This is a genomic window from Rhodopila sp. (assembly GCF_965277165.1).
Classification (GTDB): domain Bacteria; phylum Pseudomonadota; class Alphaproteobacteria; order Acetobacterales; family Acetobacteraceae; genus Rhodopila.
Map to the genome: position 1 here is coordinate 1,033,318 of NZ_CBDICE010000005.1, position 19,285 is coordinate 1,052,602.

Sequence of the window (19,285 nt, forward strand, 5' to 3'; positions counted from 1 at the left end):
TGGTCATTTCCATGGAGGAATATGAACCCCATTCAGGCGCCCAGATAAGAGCGCTCCGCTGGCCGGGCGCAGAAGTGTGGCCTCTGAGGTATGCTCAGACGTCCCGATATGCCGGTCTTTGAGATCCGCGGCATGTAAGCAGGAGGGTGGTTCGGTGGCGGACGTAACAACGAGCGAAAACAGCGCGAACCACCTAGCTCGGCAGGCGGTCATAAAGCTGTTTGACGATACGCGGAAACGGTTGGTCGAAACCGGAACGCGCAATCGCCTTATTCATGTCAATCGCACCAATACGCGCGGCAATGTTCTGAATGTCGTCAATGAGAGGTCGGACGACGTTCATGCCCTGCTGTCTGGCGGTAAGATCATCCGCTTTGCGGCCTTGGGGAATGACACAGACGAGGATCGCGGGCAACTCGTCCTCGCCAACGCCGGCGACCATAGTTTCGATGACGGGCGCATTACCGATACCCAGTTCAAAACCCGGCTAGGCCCCGATGCTCTCCAGAAAAAATTGCTGAAGATCGCACGGGAGGCGCAGACGGCGGAGGAAGAATCCGGCGTCAACGTGCTCTACCTCGCGGTGGGTTTCCTGACCTGGTATGAGGACAAGTCATCGAGCCTGCCGCGCGAGGCGCCGCTGGTTCTGCTTCCGGTCGAACTATGCCGCAACGCACGCACCTCAACCTATGATATTCGCGTCCGCGAGGCGGATGCGCTAACCAATCTGCCACTTCAGCAAAGGCTGAAGGATGATTTCGGGATTGATTTGCCCGAACTCGAAATCGCCGAGGATTGGAAGCCTTCCAACTATTTTTCGCTGGTCAACGCGGTGATTACCGCACGTGACCGCTGGAAGATCGACCCAAACGCTATTCAGCTCGGCTTCTTCAGCTTCAGCAAACTGCTGATGTATCGCGATCTGGATATCAGCGCCCGGGGGGGTGATGCGCTAGCCAGTCATGCGCTTACCAGGGGGTTGCTGTACGAACGCTTCGAATCTGAAGCGCCGCTGTTCAAGGCCACCGACCGACTGGATGAGGTGCTGCCGCCAGAAAAACTTTTTCATGTGGTCGATGCCGACGCCTCGCAAGCCAAGGTCATTGAAGAAGTTCGCGCCGGGCGCAATTTGGTGGTTCAAGGGCCGCCGGGAACGGGCAAGTCCCAGACCATCACCAACATCATCGCGGCGGCAGTCAAGGAGGGGAAGCGGGTTCTATTCCTTGCTGAAAAGATGGCGGCGCTATCGGTAGTGCATAAGCGGCTGGTCAAAGTCGGACTGCGCGATGTCTGTCTCGAACTACATTCCAGAGGCGCGAACAAGAAATCCGTTCTCGGAGAACTGGCGCGCACTTTGTCGCAAGCTTGCGCAGTGCCCGGTCTGCCGGGGGCGCCGAGCGCCCTTAGGGAAAGCCGCGACCGGCTGAACGATCTGACGGCAATGTTGCACCGACCCATCGGGAATAGCGGCGAAACAGCCTACAGCGTGCTGGGTCGCCAATCCCTGTTCATTGGTAATGAATGTCCACCTCCCAACCTAAAGGCGGACTGCTTAGCTTACATGTCGCGAGAGGCCGAAGCCAGTTTACTAGAGGCCATTGAAGACTACGGGGCCATTGTGGCAGCCGGCGAGCGCGGCGTCTCACATCCCTTCGAGGGTTCGCGCAATCTTGACCTTCAGCCGGTAGATTTGGCTCGGCTGGCTTTAATTCTGTCCGATGCGCGGACCAGGGTTTCCGCCCTCGCCACGGCCATGCGCGCACCGTCCGAGGCGCTCGGCACGGCTGGTCCGAACACGCTCAAGGCTGTCGCACCTTTGGCTAATGTCTTGGAACGGCTGGAGGGAATGCCAGCCTATGGATCCGACATTGCCCGCGCGGTTCTAGGCGCCTCCGATATTCCGCGCCTTCGGAAGGCGTTGCAGGCTGGAACCTCTTGGCGCAAGGCCTTTGACGAAGGCGCCACAACGTTTGTCGTGTCCGCGTTTGCCGCTTCCGCTGGTCATCTGCGCGGGCCACTGGCTGCAGGCACCCATTCATTCTTCGCGCGCTGGGGTGGCGGCTATCGCGGCGCGTCGCGCGATTTGGCTGGGCTTTTGCTGGACGGCTTGCCAAAAACCGCCGCCGAACGGGTAAAACGCGTCGATCGCCTCGCTGCAGTCGCGACGCTGAAAGCGGATTGGGAGAACGATCGAGACTATTGCAGCCGCATTTTGGGCGATGCCTGGCGCGGCGAGAAGACCGATTTCGGGAAATTATTGGCGATCACTGACTGGTGCGCTCGCTTGTCCGAAGTAACGGTAAACGTGCCGTGGAGTAAAGCGGTCGATCTTGCCAGCCAAGCGGGCGCGGTTACGCGGATGCGGCGGACACTACGGGAAACGGAGCCGGTTGCACGCAATGCCGCGCAGCAGGCCGCGGAGCTTCTCGATCTCGACCCCGCCGCTTTTGGCGAGGAGGAGTTTGCAGCGGTAGACTTGGCCGCTATGGTCGAGCACTTTGGCAAAATGGCTGGTGCAACGGAGCGGTATCCGTCTTGGGCAGCGCAGGCGCGACTGCAAAAGACGCTGATTGCGGCGGGCTTGTCGGCGTTGGAGGCGCGGATGCGCTTTGGCGATCTCAGCGGCGCAACTGCGAGCGTGGAGCTGCGCTATGCCCGCTCGGAAAGCCTCTGGAAACTAGCACTTACCCAGGACGCAGGGCTGCGCGGACTTGCCCAGGAACGGCGCCACGATCTGGTCGCCAACTTTACCAAGCTGGAACGCCAACGTCTCAAGGACAATGTGACCAGCATCCTCGCTGGTCACCTCGCGCAGGTGCCGCAAGGCGCCATGGGCGAGATGGGGGTAATCCGCGGCGAGATCGCCAAGAAACGCGCTCACATGGCTCTGCGCCGATTGTTTGAAAAGGCTGGAACCGCGGTTCAGCGTATCAAACCCGTTCTACTCATGAGTCCGATTTCGGTAGCGCAATTCCTGCCGCCGGGGAGCATCTCCTTCGACCTCCTTGTAATTGACGAGGCGTCGCAGGTTCGTCCCGAGGATGCGTTAGGGGCCATCGCGCGCGCTAACCAGATCGTGGTTGTGGGCGACAAGAAACAACTTCCTCCATCCTCATTCTTCGACCGTTTGATGGCCGACGACGAGGATGAGACGGAGGGCGACGACGAGAATGTCGGCCCAGATTTGCTCGGTGGCGCCGCCAAAATCATCGATATGGAAAGCATCCTGACCCTATGCGAGGCGCGGGGCCTGCCAAGTCGCATGCTGAAATGGCATTATCGTTCGCGTGATCCGTCGTTAATTGCAGTGTCAAACCAAGAATTTTATGAGAGCGATCTCATTTTACCGCCGTCGCCTCTACAGAAGAACCCTGCCTACGGGCTATGCTTTACGCGAATTGATGGTGTCTACGACAAAGGTGGCAGGCGGGATAATAGGACGGAAGGCGACGCCATTGTTGATCGTGTTGCCGATCATGCCCGGCTGAACCCGACCGAATCACTTGGGATTGTCACCTTTTCGTTTGCACAACGCAACTTAATCACCTTGTTGCTGGAAGAGAGACGGCGGCGCGACTTTACCCTCGACGGCTTTTTGCGTGAGGGGCAAACGGAAGACCTATTCGTCAAGAATATCGAGAACGTGCAGGGGGACGAGCGCGACGTTGTCCTCGTCAGCGTCGGCTATGGCCCATCTGTCGCAGGTGGCAGGCTGACCAGCATGTCGTTCGGCCCCGTCAATGGGGAGGGTGGCGAGCGGCGGCTCAATGTATTGTTCACCCGCGCCCGCCTTCGCTGCGAGATCTTCGCGTCCTTTGATCCTGGCGACATCGACCTTAGTCGGACGGCTGCGGCTGGGCCGCGCATTTTCAAACGTTTTCTAGAGTTCGCCAAGAATGGTCGCCTGGATGAAAGAGCCCTGACCGGTGAAAACGCGGACTCGCCCTTTGAAGAAGATGTTGCCAATGTGATCCGGAGCTTTGGTTTCCTGGCCGATGCGCAGGTCGGCTCGGCAGGTTTCCGTGTCGACCTTGGCATCCGGCACCCCGACAAGCCGGGCACCTACATTTTGGCCGTTGAATGCGATGGGGCAACCTACCACAGCGCGTTGTGGGCGAGGGAACGCGACAAGCTACGCCAGGATGTGCTTGAACATCTCGGCTGGTGCTTCCACCGCATTTGGAGCTCGGACTGGTTTTACAACCGACGAGTGGAAATCGAACGCTTGCGCGCGGCGTTGTTCGATGCGCGTGAAAGGATGGAGCGGGGCTTGCGGATCGAAGGGGCCAACCATGGCCGCTCCGCACCTCCCACACCCGCCAATCCGGAGCCTACCTCGATAGATGTGCCGCCGGTGGTGGAGCGGCCGATGCCGCCCTACAGGCGGGCAGTTTTTCCGGTGAAAAGCACATATGAGCCGCATGAGGCCCCTGCGTCTCTCTTGATGGAATTGGTTCAGAAAATCGTAAACGGCGAAGGCCCAATCCATGTGGAAGAAGTTGCAAGGCGAGTTGCTGCCTGTTTCGGCCGAGAAAAGGCGGGTTCACGGATTCTGGCCGCCACTCGGACGTCGCTCACACGCGCCCGTTCCGGGAATATCGACCTACTGAACGATAACGGGGACTTCTGGTTTACGCGGACCCAGTCCAGTGCGCCTGCTGTGCGCGACCGCTCTGCGGAGACCGGGGCAACCATTAAAGCAGACAGCATCTCTCTGTTAGAGATTAAGGCAGCCCTCAAGATTGCCCGCGAAGATAATGCCGGCGGTGATGATGCCGACTTGGTTCGAACTGTTGCACGTATGATGGGCTTCAGGCGCGTGGGACCTGACCTGCAGCAAGGATAGCAGCTGGACTGACCACATAGCCAATGGCTGTTGTCTATCGTGGTGTTCGCGATGATCCGCGACTGGCCCGAATTGCGATCCAGAGCGCAAGGCATGGATGCAGAGCTGCGACTTTCCAGCGCTCACCTGCAGCGACTCGGCCAAGAGACGGTTTGTTTGTGACCGGCGTTTGGGAGTGTCCGATCTTCTGTGTAAGCAGTTCCGTGGCCATGGTTCGTATCACTCGGTCAGCTAGCTGACCGAGTGATACGGTCGCCAAACAAAATTAAGAACTGCAACTTCGCCTCTGGCCAGACAATCGCCGGTTTCCAACGCACCCCAGCATTCTGGATGGCCAGATATAGCAGCTTCAACGCCGCCTCGTCGGAGGGGAAACTGCCGCGGGTTTTGATCACTTTACGCAGGCTGCGATTAAGGCTTTCCACCGCGTTGGTGGTGTAGATCATCTTGCGGATCGCCGGCGGGAAAGTAAAGAACGGCACGACATAGACCCAGGCCCGGCGCCACTGTGGCGCAATCATCGGGTAGCGCTTGGCCCAGGGACCCGCCTCGAAGCCATCCAACGCCACCTCGGCGGCCGCTGCCGTCGGCGCCTGATAAATCGCCTTCAATGATGGCATCAGCGCCTTGCGGTCCTTCCAGTTCACCGCCGCCAGAGAGTTGCGGATCAGATGCACGATGCAGGTTTGCGTCAGGGTCTGCGGGAACGCCGCCTCGATCGCCTCGGGGAACCCTTTCAGCCCATCCACCACCGCGATCAGGATGTCCGCCACGCCACGCGTCTTCAGTTCATTCAACACCCCAAGCCAGAACTTCGCACCCTCGGTCTGCTCAACCCAAAGTCCCAGAACCTCCTTCTCGCCCGACAGCGTCAGGGCCAGTGCGACATAGACCGCCTTGTTGCGCACCACACCCTCGTGGCGGATCTTTACCCGCAAGGCGTCGAGGAAAACCACCGGATAGACCGCCTCCAGCGGCCGATTGCGCCAGGCCAGGACATCCTCATGCACCGCGTCCGTGACCCGGCTGATCAGATCAGGCGAGACCTCAACCTGATAGATCTGACGCAGATGCGCCTGCACGTCGCGCACCGACAGGCCTCGCGCATACAGGCTGATGACCTGCCCGTCGAAGCCAGCCAGCCGCGTCACCCCTTTCGGCACGATCGCCGGCTCGAACGTCGCCTCGCGGTCACGTGGCACCAACAGGCTGACCGAACCCTCGTCCGTCAGCACGGTCTTGGCGCTGTGGCCGTTGCGGTTGTTGGCGCCGCGACGCCCAGAGCGTTCACCCTTCTCGTAACCAAGGTGTTCGCTCAGCTCGGCGTCCAGCGCGCGTTCCAGCAGACGCTTCTTCAAGGTTCGGAAAATGCCGTCCTCACCGAGAAGGTCGGAGGGCTTCCGGTAGCCAGACAGCAATTCATCCAAAAGTTCAGGGCGGATGTCCTTCATCGTGGTCTCCCTGCGGGTTAAGGAAGCCACGGAATCCTGCCTACACAAAGGGCCTGACACTCTCCGGCGTTTCGGCTAGGGAGATTACCATGCGCTTCTAAATTCCAAACGACAGCATGTTCAGACAACCAGAGATTAGGTCAAAAGCTACGTCGTTATCCTTCGCTGTCCGATTAGCGTTGACCATTTTCACGAGTATGTCCTTGGCCTTCCTGCCGTCCGAACAAGCTGTTGCCCGCGCAGGCGGTGGTGACTCGTTCGGTAGTCGGGGGAGCGTCACATATTCAGCTCCGCAGTCAACCAATACAGCGCCGGAAACACCACCATCATCGTCAGCCACAACTGCACCGGGAGCATCACCCCAACCGGCAGCCAACTCAACTTCGCCACCGACCCCTTCCCCGAGACCGAAAACCAAGTCTGTGACCACGAAACCCAAACAAAACTCCCATTCTGTTGCAGATGATGAGCGGCGAAACCAAGCCATCGTAAAGATTTAAGGAAACAGCCGACAGCCTCTGTGGCACTATTGTGACTGAAGGCACAACCAACGAAAAGCAGGTTGCGGGCGACGTGGAGGCGAAACTGAATGGTCTGGCTGCGCGTCTGGATAAATTCGGCGCTGGCCTGAAAGCGGAATATCATTCTGAAAACTACGTTGGTTTGCTGCAGAGAGACCTTCCTGAGGCACTGAAAAACAATGAACAGTGCAAGGTCAGGATTTTTGAAGACTGCGGATTCCGACGAAGCCAGCCATCGATTCCGGCCGAAACCAGCCACCTAATCCGATTGAAGCCAGCCGGGTATTCCGACGGAAGCCAGCCGGGTATTCCGACGGAAGCCAGCCTGGGTATTCCGACGGAAGCCAGCCTGGGTGGCGGTATGGTCTGAGGGCGGCAACATTTGGCTCAGGGGCCCGCCGTCTCGTCAAGTCTGGTGGCTTTCGTAGCGCGCGGTTTGCGCAATGATTCGCCCTTGAGCTCGATACGATGCGCGATGTGAACCAGGCGGTCGAGCACGGCGTCGGCAATGGTCGGATTGCCGATGTGCTCGTGCCAATGCGCGACCGGCAGCTGGCTGGTGACCACGGTGGAGGCGCGCCCGTGGCGGTCGTCGACGATCTCCAGCAGGTCGCGCCGCTGGTCGGCGGTGAGGGGTATGATGCCCCAGTCGTCCAGGATCAGCACCTGCACGCGGGCCAGGCTCTTGAGCATGCGGGCATAGCGGCCGTCGCCGCGAGCCAGGCCAAGGTTCTCGAGCAACGGTGGCACCCGATGGTAGAGCACCGAGCGATTATCGCGGCAGGCACGATGTCCCATGGCACAACTGAGCCATGTTTTCCCGGTACCGGTCGGACCGGTGATCAGCAAATTTTCATGGCGTTCAATCCACTCGCCGCCGGTCAGTTTCTGGAATAGCGCGCGATCGAGACCCCGGGCTGCGCGATAATCCACATCTTCGGGCGTCGCCTGCATGCGCAGCCCGGCGAAGCGCAGGCGGCTGTGCAGGCGCTTGGTGTCGCGCTCCAGTCATTCGCGGTCGACCATCAGGGCGAGCCGATCTTCGAAGTCGAGAGCAGCGCTGTCCGGCTGGCGCCGCATCTCCTCCAGGGCACGGGCCATGCCGACAAGGCCGAGCTCGCGCAGGTGGTCAGTGGTGGGATGGTGAAGCAAGTTGTCCTCCTCAGTGGTAATAACGGCCGCCACGAATGTTGCTGTGCTGAATGGGCGGTTCGTCCGGCACGGACTGCGGGCGGTAGGCCCGGTCGAGGTTGTTGCGCAGGATCGAGACGATCGAGCTGTAGCTTCGGGCGCCAATATCGATGCCGCGTTGGCAGGCTGCCTCAACGCGTTCGCCACCCCACGCGCGCACCAATCGCAGGATGCCGAGGCTGGCGCGGAAGCCTTGTTCGGGATGCGGCTTGGCATGCAGGATTTGTTCGACCAGGGCGGCCGTGGACGGGCCGATCACCGTCGCCTCGCGCATCAACCGTGCTGGCGTCCAGTCAGCGTAGCGTCGGTGGGAGCTCGGCATGTGCTCGGCGACTGTTGTATGGCGCCCACGCAGGGGACTGCGGATGTGGCTGGCGACGCGGGTGCCGTGGTGAAACAATTCAACGGTCTGTTCGCTGATCCGCGCCTCGATCGTCTCACGCATCAGCCGGGACGGCACGGAATACCAATGTCCATACACCTCGACGTGGTAGTCGATGCCCGCGCGGCAGCGACGCCATTCCGCGTAGACGTAGGGTTCCGTCGGCAACCCCAGCAATGCGCTGCGCTCGGTCGCCTCGAACAGCGCGCGGCGACTGGTGCCGAGATGGCGCATCGGACGCGTGTTGAGCGCCTCAGTCAGTTCACCGATCGCGCTGTTCAGCTCAGCCAGCGAAAAGAACCGCTGATGACGCAGCCGGGCCAACACCCAACGCTGCACGAGCTGGACCGCAACCTCGACCTTGGCCTTGTCGCGCGGTTTGCGCACCCGTGTCGGCACGATAGCTGTGCCGTAGTGCGTCGCCATGTCGGCGTAGCTGCGGTTGATGCCGGGCTCGTAGCGACAGGCCGCGGTGACGCCTGCCTTGAGATTGTCGCACACCACCTGACGCGTGACGCCGCCGAGGAAAGCGAAGGCGTTGACGTGGCAGCCGATCCAGTCCGCCAGGCCCTGCGTCCAGCGCGCTTCCGCATAGGTCAGGTTGGAGGCACCGAGGGCGGCAACGAAGATCTGCGCCGTGCGCACCTCGCCGGTGATGGCGTCAATGACCTCCACGGTTTGCCCGGCGTAATCGACGAACAGGCGCTCACCGAGAGGGTGGCTTTGCCGCATGGTCGGCGACAGACGACCTCGCCAGGCGGCATAGAGGTCGCAGAACCGGCTGTAGCCATATCCATCCGGTTGCCCGGTGTCACTGCCGGATGAATTCTCCCCAAAAGTGCCGGTTGAAAATTCCCCACTCTGACGCGCAACAGCCCGTCCTGTGTGGCGGGCAGCCGCCGGCGTGATGATGCCCTCCTTCGTGGGAGGCGGCGCTGGTGGTCCGACTTGGGGAAGTTGTCATGATCCTAGACCTGCACCGCCAGGGCGTGCCTGTGTCGGCCATTGCCCGGCGCACGGGCATCGACCGCAAGACTGTCCGCAAATACATCCAGGCCGGTCTCGAGCCGCCTCACTACGGCCCGCGCCGTCCCCGGCCGACGCTGCTTGATGCCCATCACGCTTACCTGCGCGAGCGCGTGGCGACCTATCCTGACCTGTCTGCCCGGCGTCTGCTGCGGGAGCTACGCGGCTTCGGGTATGCGGGCGGCTACAGCCAACTCACCGAGTTCCTGCGCGACGTCCGGCCGGCAGCCTCCGTCGGATTCGAGCGCCGGTTCGAGACGTCTCCCGGCCAACAGGCCCAGGTTGACTTCGCCCAGTTCCGCACCGAGTTCACCGACGAGCCCGGCGCTGTTCGCATCGTTTGGCTGTTCTCAATGGTGCTGGGCCACTCCCGGCTGATCTGGGCGACGTTCGTCATGCACCAGGACCTGCAGGCGGTGTTGCGCTGCCACGTCGCGGCCTTCGAAGCGATCGGCGGCGTGCCGGCCGAGATCCTCTATGACCGTATGCGCACCGCGGTCACCGGCGAGGGCGACGACGGCATCGTCTACAACGCCACCCTGCTGGCCTGCGCCCGCCATTACGGCTTCATGCCCAAGGCCTGTCGGCCCTACCGGGCCAAAAGCAAGGGCAAGGTCGAGCGTCCGTTCCGCTACATCCGCCAGGACTTCTTCCTCGCCCGCAACTTCCGCAACCTCGACGACCTGAACCAACAGCTGCGCCGGTGGCTCGACGAGGACGCCAACGCCCGCGTGCACGCCACCACACGGCGCGTCGTCGCTGCTCATTTTGCCGAGGAGCGCACCAGCCTCAAGCCGCTGCCGGTCGGCCCCTTCCAGGCCGTGCTGAGGCTGGAGCGGCGCGTCACCCGCGACGGTATGATCTCCGTCGGCGGCAATCTCTACAGCGTGCCCGACTGCACCCGCAGTCGCGCCGTCGAGGTTCATACGCTGACCCGGGAGGTGCACATCTTCGAGGAGGGCCGGCAGATTGCCGCCCATCCCGTGCTCGAGGGACGCGGACAGCGCCGGATTGCTGGCGGCCACCGGCAGCACCGTCCACCGCCCAACAGCGCCACGCCCCGAGAGGCGCCGCCCATGCCGCTGCGCTCCGGCGATGTGGTCGCGCGACGGCCGCTCGAGATCTATGCCGCCGTGGGGCAACGCCTGGCCGGGGGAGCACCGACATGAGCGAGACGCCGATCGCCGCCGCTCCAGCCACGTTGGACCGCGTTCGCCACAGCCTGGTCGGCCTCAAGATGCCGCGCGCCCTGGAGGCGCTCGATCATGTCGTGCGCCAGATCGAGCGCGGCGAAACCTCGGCCCTCGAAGCCATCGACACCCTGCTTGCCGAGGAGCTGACGCTGCGCGAGGGCAGCCGGATCAAGGCGGCGCTGCGCATGGCCCGGCTCACCACGGTCAAGACCCTGCAGAGCTACGACTTCTCGTTCCAGCCCTCGCTGGACCGCAACCGCATCCTGGCCTTGGCACAGCTCGATTTCATCAGCCGTCACGAGGTGCTGCACCTGCTTGGGCCGCCCGGCACCGGCAAGTCCCACCTCGCTGTCGCCCTCGGCGTCGAGGCCGTCCGCGCCGGACGCAGCGTCTACTTCTCGCCGCTCGCCGATATCGTCGCCTCACTGGCCCGGGCCGAACGAGAGGGCACGCTGCGGGAGCGCATCCGGTTCCTGTGCCGGGCCTCGCTCCTGATCGTCGACGAGATCGGCTACCTGCCGGTCGGCGCCGGCGCCGGCAATCTGTTTTTCCAGTTGGTCAACGCCCGCTATGAGCGCGGCGCCATGATCCTCACCAGCAATCGTGGCTTCGCCGAATGGGGGGAGGTGTTCGGCGACCAGGTGGTCGCAACCGCGCTGCTCGACCGCCTGCTGCACCACGCCGTGGTCGTGCAGATCGAAGGTGCAAGTTATCGTCTGCGTCAACATGCCGACCTCGTCCCAGAGACAATGCGCACGCGACCCATTCCGCCGGTTACCCCCTCGCAACCGCGCCGCGGACGGCCTCCAAAGGACAGGAGCGCCGATCCAACACACGGCTGATCACCAATCCAAACGGGGGAATTTTACTCCGGCACAAATGCGGAAAATTGGAGCGGCGTTGACACCCGGCTCGGTATTCCTCCCAAAGCAACAGCAATGTGACGCCGGGTCTGCGCATCTCGGCATGCATCCGCACCCAGTCCGGCTGCGGACGCACCACCTCCGCCACCATCGTGCCGGGCGGCTTGAACAGCTTGCGCTCCAGCGTCGTGTCATCGAGTTCCGGAGGCACCGGCCAGGTGATACCAACCACCGCTGCACGGCGCAGATACTCAGCTACCGTGTAGCGGCTGATCCCGATCGCCGCGGCGATCCGGTGGCCGCTCTGGCCGCAAAGATACCTGAGACGAAGAACTTCTCGAACCTGACGCATCGGCAATCTCTCGGCTGGCATGGCGCTCCCCTTGGATCGGGGAGGCAGCATGCCGTCGCTGGACAACTGCCCTCAGACCGCGCCGCCAACCCCCTCAAGAGCGGCTGGCTTGCTTCGGAATCGGCGGCTGCTTTGCGTCGGAATAACCGGCTGGCTTCGATCGGAATGCCCGGCTGCTTTGCCTCGGAACGCGCATTGAAGACTTAAGAGTTCATGTTAAAATGAAGCATTACCTCACGCTCCGTGGCAGTATTCCTATCCTGCTCCCGCTGGGGCCGATGCCGGGTTCGACGGGCAGCGGCAGGGTATGTCTAGCGCGCCGAGTCCCTTCACCGCATTGCAGTTTTCGGGCAATTGCTCGATGTACTCAGCGATGCCACCTGGGGTATAAAGCGGATTTGCCGACGGCTAGGCCCCGCTACAGGACCCTCCGGGAGGCAATGACATCCTGTTGACCTCACTCGACTCCGCACCCCGCCAGACGCAACCTGGCTTGCCGAGCCGAATCCCGCCCAGCTACGGTCCCCCCATGCCCACCCCTTTGCCGTCATGGCTTTGTGGCAGAGTGGCTACCAAATGATCGGCGCGTAGGCGCCGTATGCCCAAATGAGTGTGCCTATGATCGTCAAGAGTATACCTTTGGTTTCAGATCGTAATTCCGCTTTTATACGTATTCTTGGTGCTGCTGTATTCGTTCCTCTTAGTTGTTCCGCTTTTGCGTCGGGAACGGGTCGGCCTGTCAGTCCAGAACTGCGCTCGACAATGGTATCTTGATTCAGATATTTCTCAATTGTAGTAAATCGTATCAGTGACAACAGACCGAACACTGTCATCAAGCCACCTGATGAAGCAAACAAGTTCATATCTCGATGTAATTGACCGAGGTAGAAACTTAGCATGCAAATACAATGAGTACTGCTGCTGAGATGGATGAATTTAGAGTTGTTAAGGCGGTGCTGAATAAGCCCCTCGGCCAGCGCTCAAACTGCACGATGCCCTCCCGTCCATGAAGGCGTGACAAAAGCGCCCCGAGTGTAATCGATTGGCAAGGCGGTTGTAGCCCCACCACGATGAGGCGCCGTGTTAGCGCCCATCCGTCACACGGACTAGGACGCCACATCAGCTGTGGCATGTGTTCTTGCTGTGTTCCTGAACGCCCGCTACCATCCGGCCATGATCGACGCGCCCCACCTTCGCCTTGCCTCTGCGGATGAAATTGCCGAAACGCTGTCGTTTGCGCTGCGCTACGACGGCCGCAAGCGGGTTCACCACGCCGACGATGCGATGGCTCGGATCACGGCGGATCGGCTGGTGCGCCACCTGGAGCGGTCCGGGTTCGTGCTTATGAAGCGGCCGCCGGGTGCGGCGCCGACGACTTCGATCATGCCGCCGACCGATCAGGAGCGGTCACGACAATAAGGCGTCGGTGACACCGCAGCTCACCATCTGACGCATCAATCAAATGCTGCATTGCCACATTATCGCGCGACACGCATAGGTCCACATGCATCTCCATCGAAGCCGGACATCTCGCCCGACTAGAGATGGAGAATTCCGATGAAGAACATGATCCTTGCCGCGGTTGCTGCCCTGAGCCTCACCGCCGCCGTTGCCCCGGTCGCGAACGCCTCGATCTTCCACAACAACAGCACGGTCGCCGGGGATTCGGCCGCCACCCAGATGCAGCAGCAGGGCGCCTACAACTGATAGGCGAAGCGGCAATTTGGTTCTGCATGGAGGCCGGTCATTCCGGCCTTTTTGCGATGAACTGAGCGGCATGATCACGGCCAGGCCAACCCCATAGCGGCCGGAGAAATCGGCAAATTTGCCGACTTCTCCGATGATCGATTAGGCGCCTAACTCGACCGCGTCCGGAGCGCAGGTGATGCTGCGCGTTTCAGGCGGGACACTGATGGTTGCGAAGGCAACCTTAATTCGATCGGCTCGTGGCAGATCGTGGGAAACGTCCGGGTCGAGATCCCCCTCCACGCGGCCGTTGATCCTTCGACCGACAATGACTCCGCTCATACGGGATCCTTGGGGGTCGCGATACTGGACCCGCGTTCCAAGTTTCAGGTCCTCGATGTCAGCCACAGCGCGGTATTCCTTACCCCACATCGACCGTTCACCCTACCCACGGGGTAGTGGGTAGGGAAGCCACACGGCTGATGCGCACCATTGTTGGAGCGCCCCTGAAATTGAGTTAGGGGCGGGTCAGCCTGCCGAACCGCTTGCAGCAGGCCAAAACGCGCGCGAAAAGCAGCCACGGACCGAGGAGGAATGCATGCCGGCACCGCGTGGGAAGTACGCCCAATGGGCGCCGACGCCGAGCGAGCGGACGCCGCCGTTCCTGAAGCGCCGCCGAGGTCTGGCGCAGCACCCGCAGGGGTTATCGTAACGGGAGACAAGGCATTGCAGTCACTTACAGAGTTTTGGGACGCCGTGACGCCTCCGCAAGCTACGATTATCTCGGGTGGACTGACGCTACTGGCCGCCGTAGTGGGAGTGGTTCTGGGTTGGCGCCTGTTTAGCGGTCGGGTGAGGGATTTGAAAGGAGCGCTCGACGCGTCGGATAAACTCTTGGCCGATCACAGCGCCAGCGTTGCAAAGGCGCTTTCTAACATCACTGACAAAGTCAATGGTCTGGACTCCCAGGTTGCGACCGCAGTGGAAAGCCTCGGGACACTTCGCGGCAACGTAAGCGACCTACAAATCGTGACTGCGTCAACGGCCGAGGCCACAAATGCTGGTCCAGTTGCCCCGCGCGACCCACCGCCTGCCTCCGAAAAGCTGCGTGACGATTGGGACGCGATTCGCGATCAGTTGGAACGGCGCGCCGCCAATCCTGCTGTGGATGGCCGAACGCGGGCCAAATACGCTCGAATTGATCGCCGTCGCTACCTGACCCTTATTGACGCTTTAGCTGATGATGACGCGCTCGGTCATGAAGCCCCGGATTATCGCGAGGCTGCGACGATTTGGCAGAGATACCGAAGTGGACGGAGTTCTCCGACACCCGAAGATGCCGACAAAATGTTAAACCTGCGACAAAAGCTGGTCGGAGGAAGTTAAACGAGGCGAGATCGCCTAATCTGAATTACGGTAAATAATGACGGTCATCGCCCTGAAACAGATAAGTTATGTTATAGCATAACTGTAAACAGCCTCAGGACACCCCCCATGCGCGGCCGCCCCCGTAAACATCGTCCCGAACCCGAGGAACGTCCGCAAACCGAGCGAGGCGCCTGGGGCCACGACCCGCTCCCACCAGGCAACACAATAAGCTGGGGCTCAATCTGTCCCGGCATAGTGTATCCGGACCCCTATCAACGCTGGCCGACAGTATCAGAGAATGAAAACGAGCGCGGTGTAAGTAGTGACGCGTATTGACTTTGCAGTCGTGACTGTAGTATACTTCGAACACAGTCAGGAGTTATCACCATGAGCCTTGCCCACACAAACAAGATCAACCGGATGTATTCGCATACGACTTCGGTCGAAGAGCGTAAGCCGACGCCCCCGATGAGCCCGGTTGGCGAACTGAAGCTGAAGCAGGCCGAAGACCAACGGGCTTTCGGTGCGAAATCGCGCACGGCGACGATGGAGCTGAACGACAAGCACCAGGCGCAACGGAACGCAGACAACGTCATCCGCAACGGCGGCGGGGTCCACGACCACATCGTTGAGCGCGAGCGGGCGGAACATGCGAAGCTGGATGCTAAGCTGACGGCCGAACGCGGGCGCATGAAGTCGCGGCACCAGGCGGAGATGGAAGCGGCGCTGAAGCAGCATGGTGTGGCCCCCTGATCCACAACTGAGGAGCCGCCTGGCATGCCCAGCGCCGTAGCCGTTCGTATGCGTCGTTTCCGACAGCGGCGTGCGGAAGGTGCCGTGGTCATTCGGATGGTTCTGGATGCCGGCGGCGTGGCTGACCTTGTTGATCTCGGTTGGCTGCGTCCCGGCGCGTCCCGCAAGGACGTTCCGCGGGCGCTGGCTGAGATGATGGACACAGCGTTCAACGCCCGCGTGATGCCGCCGCGGCGTGTCGATACGCCGGTTGGGCCGACGTTGGGCGAGGTTTGGGAACGGCATCAAGTCGGATGAAACGCGTTGCCGACGATTTACTGACATGCTCGCACAGAGGCGCGCGCGAGGCTGAGAAGGCCCGGAAGCCCGTGGTCCTACCGCCCCGACTTCCGTTATGGGACGAGCCCTCGCCATTTCGGCCATCCGGCAACGGTGGACCCCCACTCGAACAGATCGGGCCTGGGCGCCCACCGATGAGCGCAGAGGTGAGGGAACGGGTGCTCGAACTGGTGGGCACCGGGATGCCGTTGGCCGCGGTCTGCCGGGTAGAAGGGATGCCGAGCCGGCAAACGGTTTATGACTGGCGTCGCCGCGACCCAGAGTTCGGCCGGCAATTCGAGGTTGTAGCGGAGTTCGGCCGGGTCCTGCTCGTCGAGGCGGTCAGCGAGGAATACCAACAGATCATGCACGACCATCCCCCAAAGATCGCCCGCAGGTGGTGGAACGCCCGGCATCGGGATCTGGTGCGGGTCAATTCGAAGTTCTTCGGCGGCCCCTACTGAGGGCGCTACGTGGCGTCTACAGTCCAGCGTGAGGTTGTAGCGGAACTCGCCTCCGCGCCGCGTGGCCTACGCCGGAAGGGCGGCAATGGGCTGGTAACAGTCCTGAGTGCGTCCTACGGGTGTCTTGCGCGGCGCAGTAGCCTTTCGGATCCCGTAGCCCTGTCCCCAGAAGGTGGCGATCAGGCCTTCACAGCCGACGTAGCTGAGTTTTTTCCGCAGCTTGCAGACGAAGACGTCAATGATCTTTGCGTCTGGCTCGTCGGTTCCGCCGTAGAGATGGTTCAGGAACGTCTCTTTGCTTATGATATGACCCGGCCTCAGTACCAGCAGTTTCAATACGGCGTATTCGTGACTGGTCAGGTGAATATGAACGTCCGCAAAGCGGGCCTCGCTGGTTTCTAAAGACAGCGCCAGGTCACCTAACTGCACGAAAGAGTGAGAGAGGCCCTTATGCCGCCGATACACGGCGGCAAAGCGGGCGCATAATTCAGCGCGATCGACAGGCTGGGAAACGGCGTCAGCAGCGCCCAAGCTGAGGGCACGGGTCCGGTCAGCGACCTGACTTCCCGTCAGAGCTATTAACGGCACGTCGAACTTAGCCGTTCGCACGGCTCGGATAAACCGAAACCCCGCCTCAGCCGAGGAGGTCAGACCAACCAGGACCAGATCAAAAGTTTCGTGGCGAAGCAGCGAAAGTGCGTCGTCTGGACTATCGGCATAAATCACGGATGTCTGGCTGCTAGACAGGTCTAAAACGTTGGAAGCGTCGGTCTCTACCATCACCAGCAGCCGCATTTCACCCTCGCCACACCCTACAATAGTGTTGTATCGGAATCTTAATCGTCGTGAAAGGACCTTTCTGTTCCCGTCTGGCGGTGTAGGATGTTTGAGTAACGTATTATCAACTTCTCGTAAGATGCTGAAAATGCGATCCGTCCTCATCGTGCCATTAGTCAAATGTTAACCACTGGCTGGCAGGTTGGGTGCGCAAACAAAAAATAGGTGTGTTAAATGAGCCACTTAACCCAGATGAGTTTGTTGAACAGCTACCGGGGCAGCCTGTTACTACGGCAGTCCGATAGGCTTGAAGATTCGGTGTCCGCTCTCTCCAACGCGCTTGGAAGCAAGTGGGTCGTCGAGCGCTGGAGTGATTGCGGCGGCGACTTGTCGCTGATCGTATTCTCCAGACTGGAACCAGATTTGATGCCGACCTTCGTCCTTTTCGAGCAAGACGGCGCCATCCGCTTGGCAACCGTTGAAAACGACGAATGGGCGATTGACAGGAGTTTCCGAAGCCTGTGCGGCGCGGTCGATGCCCTGATCGCGATGGCGTCGAAGCAAAATATCGAGCCGAGGCACCACGCCACGCGGCATTGAATTAGCGCGGTGCCTGGGATGCCCTCTCTGAAACCGCTACGCGGCGGCTGCCGTCTGGCATGGCCGTGGGAAGCGGGAAACGCCTCGACGGCGCCCAGCCTATGCGGGACGGGCGGGAAACGGGTGGTAGGGCCGCCCGGCCGCCACCCGGCATGAGCATCCCCGAATTTCCTGACTCTAGCGACGCGCGCTAGGAGACTGACCGCACCTCAACTCGCTACGAGACCGGCCAGTTTGGCATTTCTCTCCGCATAAAATCGTCGAACAGTGGGACAGTGAACGCCGTGTCTCCATGCGCCGGGCTGTAGATCATGCCCTTTGCAATAAGGCCGGATCGCAAAGGCGCCACACTCGTGACGTTAGCGCCGTATACTCGGGCTATGTCGCCGGATCGATGAGACCCCGGGCCGAGTTCAGCTAGAGCCCTCATGTATTTGCGCTCAGTCGGCGTCATCCTGTCCAGCCGGACTCTAAAGAAGCTTTGATCGAGCTTTGATATCGCCTGGTCATGTGACCTTAGAACATCGTCTTTAGTAATCGGGTTTTCTTGGGCTGAAAGCCATGCAAAATGGCCCCATTCTTGAAGGAAGTATGGATAGCAGGAAGTCACTCTTAGAATCTCAACAAGAGCATCGGTCGTATATTGTATGCCTTCATCATTTGCTGGTTTCTCAATCGCCAATCTGGCATCGTCGCTGGAAAGCGCGTCCACGTTTGGGAAATCGAAAAGTCTCTCAACGTAAGACTTTGCGTCGCCCATTTTTCCTCGGAGTTGCGGTAGGCCAGCTCCAAATAATACCACCGGCAGCAGCTTTTGATTGCAGCGATGTATCGCCATAATCAGAGCAGACATATCCGTTTCGCCTAGATATTGAACTTCATCTATGATGATCGCTAATGCGCTGCCGGTGGCTTTTGCAGCTTCGCCGATTGCCACCAGGAGATCCGGAAGATCCGCCGTTATGTCCCCCGTATCCGCAAGTCCGGCCTCAGCCTGAACGCCTAAATCGAAGCCCTGAAATGATACGCTGAACGCAGATGCAAAATTCCTAAGACCCGCCAAAGCGCGCACAGCAAGGTCGTGCACGGCCTCCCTTTTTGATATTTTTAGCAAAACCGGGCGTAGCGCTTTGGTCAGAGCATCCGGGAGCCGGATCTCGTCAAAGGCCTCAATGTAAATGCTGTGAAATTTTTCGCTTTCGGCGATCTGCTGAACCTGATTCATGATAACGGTCTTTCCAACGCCGCGCAGCCCAACGGCAATAAAGCTCTTTGCTGGGCGGCCGATATGGATGCGTTCAAGCGCAAGCTTGGCGGCATCTAAAAGGGCGTCTCGTCCCGCCAGTGTGGGAGGAGGAGTGCCGGCGCCTGGCGCGTACGGGTTTCTACGGGCGTCCAAGGTAAACTCTCTAAACTAGGTAAACCATGGTAAGTCTCATAAACTCGATATGAGTCCTACTCAACCTAATTCGGTGGGCTGGTAGGCACTGGAGA

General features: G+C 60.5%; 16 protein-coding genes and 1 pseudogene. 11 read left to right on the forward strand and 6 right to left on the reverse strand.

The window, feature by feature from the left end:
• The first annotated feature begins 154 nt into the window (after nt 1–154).
• Entirely contained in the window at nt 155–4,846 is a 4,692-nt protein-coding gene (locus ACQY4Y_RS05495) for a DUF3320 domain-containing protein (protein WP_428489547.1), read from the forward strand.
• A gap of 227 nt (nt 4,847–5,073) precedes the next feature.
• Here the strand turns inward: ACQY4Y_RS05495 and ACQY4Y_RS05500 are convergent, their stop codons facing one another.
• Nucleotides 5,074–6,297 carry an IS256 family transposase gene (locus ACQY4Y_RS05500; RefSeq protein ID WP_428489548.1) on the reverse strand — a complete coding sequence of 408 codons (1,224 nt, stop codon included), beginning with the start codon at nt 6,295–6,297 and terminating at the stop codon, nt 5,074–5,076.
• A 531-nt stretch (nt 6,298–6,828) separates the two neighbouring features.
• On the opposite strand from ACQY4Y_RS05500, the gene ACQY4Y_RS05505 reads away from it, so the two are divergent.
• Nucleotides 6,829–7,188 (forward strand): hypothetical protein, encoded by a 360-nt coding sequence (locus ACQY4Y_RS05505; RefSeq protein WP_428489550.1) that lies wholly within the window; start codon nt 6,829–6,831, stop codon nt 7,186–7,188.
• A 17-nt stretch (nt 7,189–7,205) separates the two neighbouring features.
• Here the strand turns inward: ACQY4Y_RS05505 and istB (ACQY4Y_RS05510) are convergent.
• Nucleotides 7,206–7,970 (reverse strand): annotated as a pseudogene (gene istB, locus ACQY4Y_RS05510) (IS21-like element helper ATPase IstB).
• A 10-nt stretch (nt 7,971–7,980) separates the two neighbouring features.
• A complete protein-coding gene (istA, locus tag ACQY4Y_RS05515; protein WP_428490739.1) occupies nt 7,981–9,303 on the reverse strand; it encodes an IS21 family transposase in 1,323 nt (440 codons plus the stop codon).
• A gap of 26 nt (nt 9,304–9,329) precedes the next feature.
• Between istA (ACQY4Y_RS05515) and istA (ACQY4Y_RS05520) the strand changes: the two genes are divergently transcribed.
• Entirely contained in the window at nt 9,330–10,586 is a 1,257-nt protein-coding gene (gene istA / locus ACQY4Y_RS05520) for an IS21 family transposase (protein WP_428489551.1), read from the forward strand.
• The gene (gene istB, locus ACQY4Y_RS05525) at nt 10,583–11,452 is read left to right on the forward strand and encodes an IS21-like element helper ATPase IstB (RefSeq protein ID WP_428489552.1); all 870 of its coding nucleotides are present in this window, start codon (nt 10,583–10,585) and stop codon (nt 11,450–11,452) included. The genes istA (ACQY4Y_RS05520) and istB (ACQY4Y_RS05525) overlap by 4 nt, the downstream gene beginning before the upstream one ends.
• Here istB (ACQY4Y_RS05525) and ACQY4Y_RS05530 read toward each other — a convergent pair.
• On the reverse strand, nt 11,385–11,846 hold the full coding sequence (locus ACQY4Y_RS05530; RefSeq protein WP_428489553.1) for a hypothetical protein: 462 nt from the start codon (nt 11,844–11,846) through the stop codon (nt 11,385–11,387). The genes istB (ACQY4Y_RS05525) and ACQY4Y_RS05530 overlap by 68 nt on opposite strands.
• A gap of 1,104 nt (nt 11,847–12,950) precedes the next feature.
• Between ACQY4Y_RS05530 and ACQY4Y_RS05535 the strand changes: the two genes are divergently transcribed.
• The 6 genes from ACQY4Y_RS05535 to ACQY4Y_RS05560 all read left to right on the forward strand — a co-directional run bounded on the left by ACQY4Y_RS05535 (nt 12,951) and on the right by ACQY4Y_RS05560 (nt 16,414).
• A complete protein-coding gene (locus tag ACQY4Y_RS05535; RefSeq protein WP_428489554.1) occupies nt 12,951–13,244 on the forward strand; it encodes a hypothetical protein in 294 nt (97 codons plus the stop codon).
• Nucleotides 13,245–13,382: 138 nt separating this feature from the next.
• Nucleotides 13,383–13,532: a hypothetical protein gene (locus ACQY4Y_RS05540; protein WP_428489555.1), complete on the forward strand. Its 150-nt coding sequence runs from the start codon at nt 13,383–13,385 to the stop codon at nt 13,530–13,532.
• 705 nt (nt 13,533–14,237) lie between these two features.
• Entirely contained in the window at nt 14,238–14,897 is a 660-nt protein-coding gene (locus ACQY4Y_RS05545) for a hypothetical protein (RefSeq protein ID WP_428489556.1), read from the forward strand.
• A 369-nt stretch (nt 14,898–15,266) separates the two neighbouring features.
• Nucleotides 15,267–15,632, forward strand: a complete 366-nt coding sequence (locus tag ACQY4Y_RS05550; protein ID WP_428489557.1) for a hypothetical protein — start codon at nt 15,267–15,269, stop codon at nt 15,630–15,632.
• A gap of 24 nt (nt 15,633–15,656) precedes the next feature.
• Complete coding sequence (locus tag ACQY4Y_RS05555) at nt 15,657–15,929, forward strand: hypothetical protein (protein WP_428489558.1); 273 nt, start codon at nt 15,657–15,659, stop codon at nt 15,927–15,929.
• A 176-nt stretch (nt 15,930–16,105) separates the two neighbouring features.
• Nucleotides 16,106–16,414: a hypothetical protein gene (locus ACQY4Y_RS05560; protein WP_428489559.1), complete on the forward strand. Its 309-nt coding sequence runs from the start codon at nt 16,106–16,108 to the stop codon at nt 16,412–16,414.
• 66 nt (nt 16,415–16,480) lie between these two features.
• On the opposite strand, the gene ACQY4Y_RS05565 is transcribed toward ACQY4Y_RS05560, so the two are convergent.
• Nucleotides 16,481–17,209: a response regulator transcription factor gene (locus ACQY4Y_RS05565; protein WP_428489560.1), complete on the reverse strand. Its 729-nt coding sequence runs from the start codon at nt 17,207–17,209 to the stop codon at nt 16,481–16,483.
• Between the two features lie 216 nt (nt 17,210–17,425).
• Here ACQY4Y_RS05565 and ACQY4Y_RS05570 point away from each other — a divergent pair, with 216 nt between their 5' ends.
• Nucleotides 17,426–17,791 carry a hypothetical protein gene (locus tag ACQY4Y_RS05570; protein ID WP_428489561.1) on the forward strand — a complete coding sequence of 122 codons (366 nt, stop codon included), beginning with the start codon at nt 17,426–17,428 and terminating at the stop codon, nt 17,789–17,791.
• A gap of 217 nt (nt 17,792–18,008) precedes the next feature.
• On the opposite strand, the gene ACQY4Y_RS05575 is transcribed toward ACQY4Y_RS05570, so the two are convergent.
• The gene (locus ACQY4Y_RS05575) at nt 18,009–19,190 is read right to left on the reverse strand and encodes an AAA family ATPase (protein WP_428489562.1); all 1,182 of its coding nucleotides are present in this window, start codon (nt 19,188–19,190) and stop codon (nt 18,009–18,011) included.
• Between the last annotated feature and the right edge of the window lie 95 nt (nt 19,191–19,285).

Bases quoted from the DNA above. Each gene is read 5' to 3' on its own strand.
- istB (WP_428489552.1), top strand. From the start codon at position 10,583: ATGAGCGAGACGCCGATCGCCGCCGCTCCAGCCACGTTGGACCGCGTT.
- ACQY4Y_RS05565 (WP_428489560.1), bottom strand. From the start codon at position 17,209: ATGCGGCTGCTGGTGATGGTAGAGACCGACGCTTCCAACGTTTTAGAC.
- ACQY4Y_RS05570 (WP_428489561.1), top strand. From the start codon at position 17,426: ATGAGCCACTTAACCCAGATGAGTTTGTTGAACAGCTACCGGGGCAGC.
- ACQY4Y_RS05555 (WP_428489558.1), top strand. From the start codon at position 15,657: ATGCCCAGCGCCGTAGCCGTTCGTATGCGTCGTTTCCGACAGCGGCGT.
- ACQY4Y_RS05540 (WP_428489555.1), top strand. From the start codon at position 13,383: ATGAAGAACATGATCCTTGCCGCGGTTGCTGCCCTGAGCCTCACCGCC.
- ACQY4Y_RS05560 (WP_428489559.1), top strand. From the start codon at position 16,106: ATGAGCGCAGAGGTGAGGGAACGGGTGCTCGAACTGGTGGGCACCGGG.
- ACQY4Y_RS05500 (WP_428489548.1), bottom strand. From the start codon at position 6,297: ATGAAGGACATCCGCCCTGAACTTTTGGATGAATTGCTGTCTGGCTAC.
- ACQY4Y_RS05550 (WP_428489557.1), top strand. From the start codon at position 15,267: ATGAGCCTTGCCCACACAAACAAGATCAACCGGATGTATTCGCATACG.
- ACQY4Y_RS05530 (WP_428489553.1), bottom strand. From the start codon at position 11,846: ATGCCAGCCGAGAGATTGCCGATGCGTCAGGTTCGAGAAGTTCTTCGT.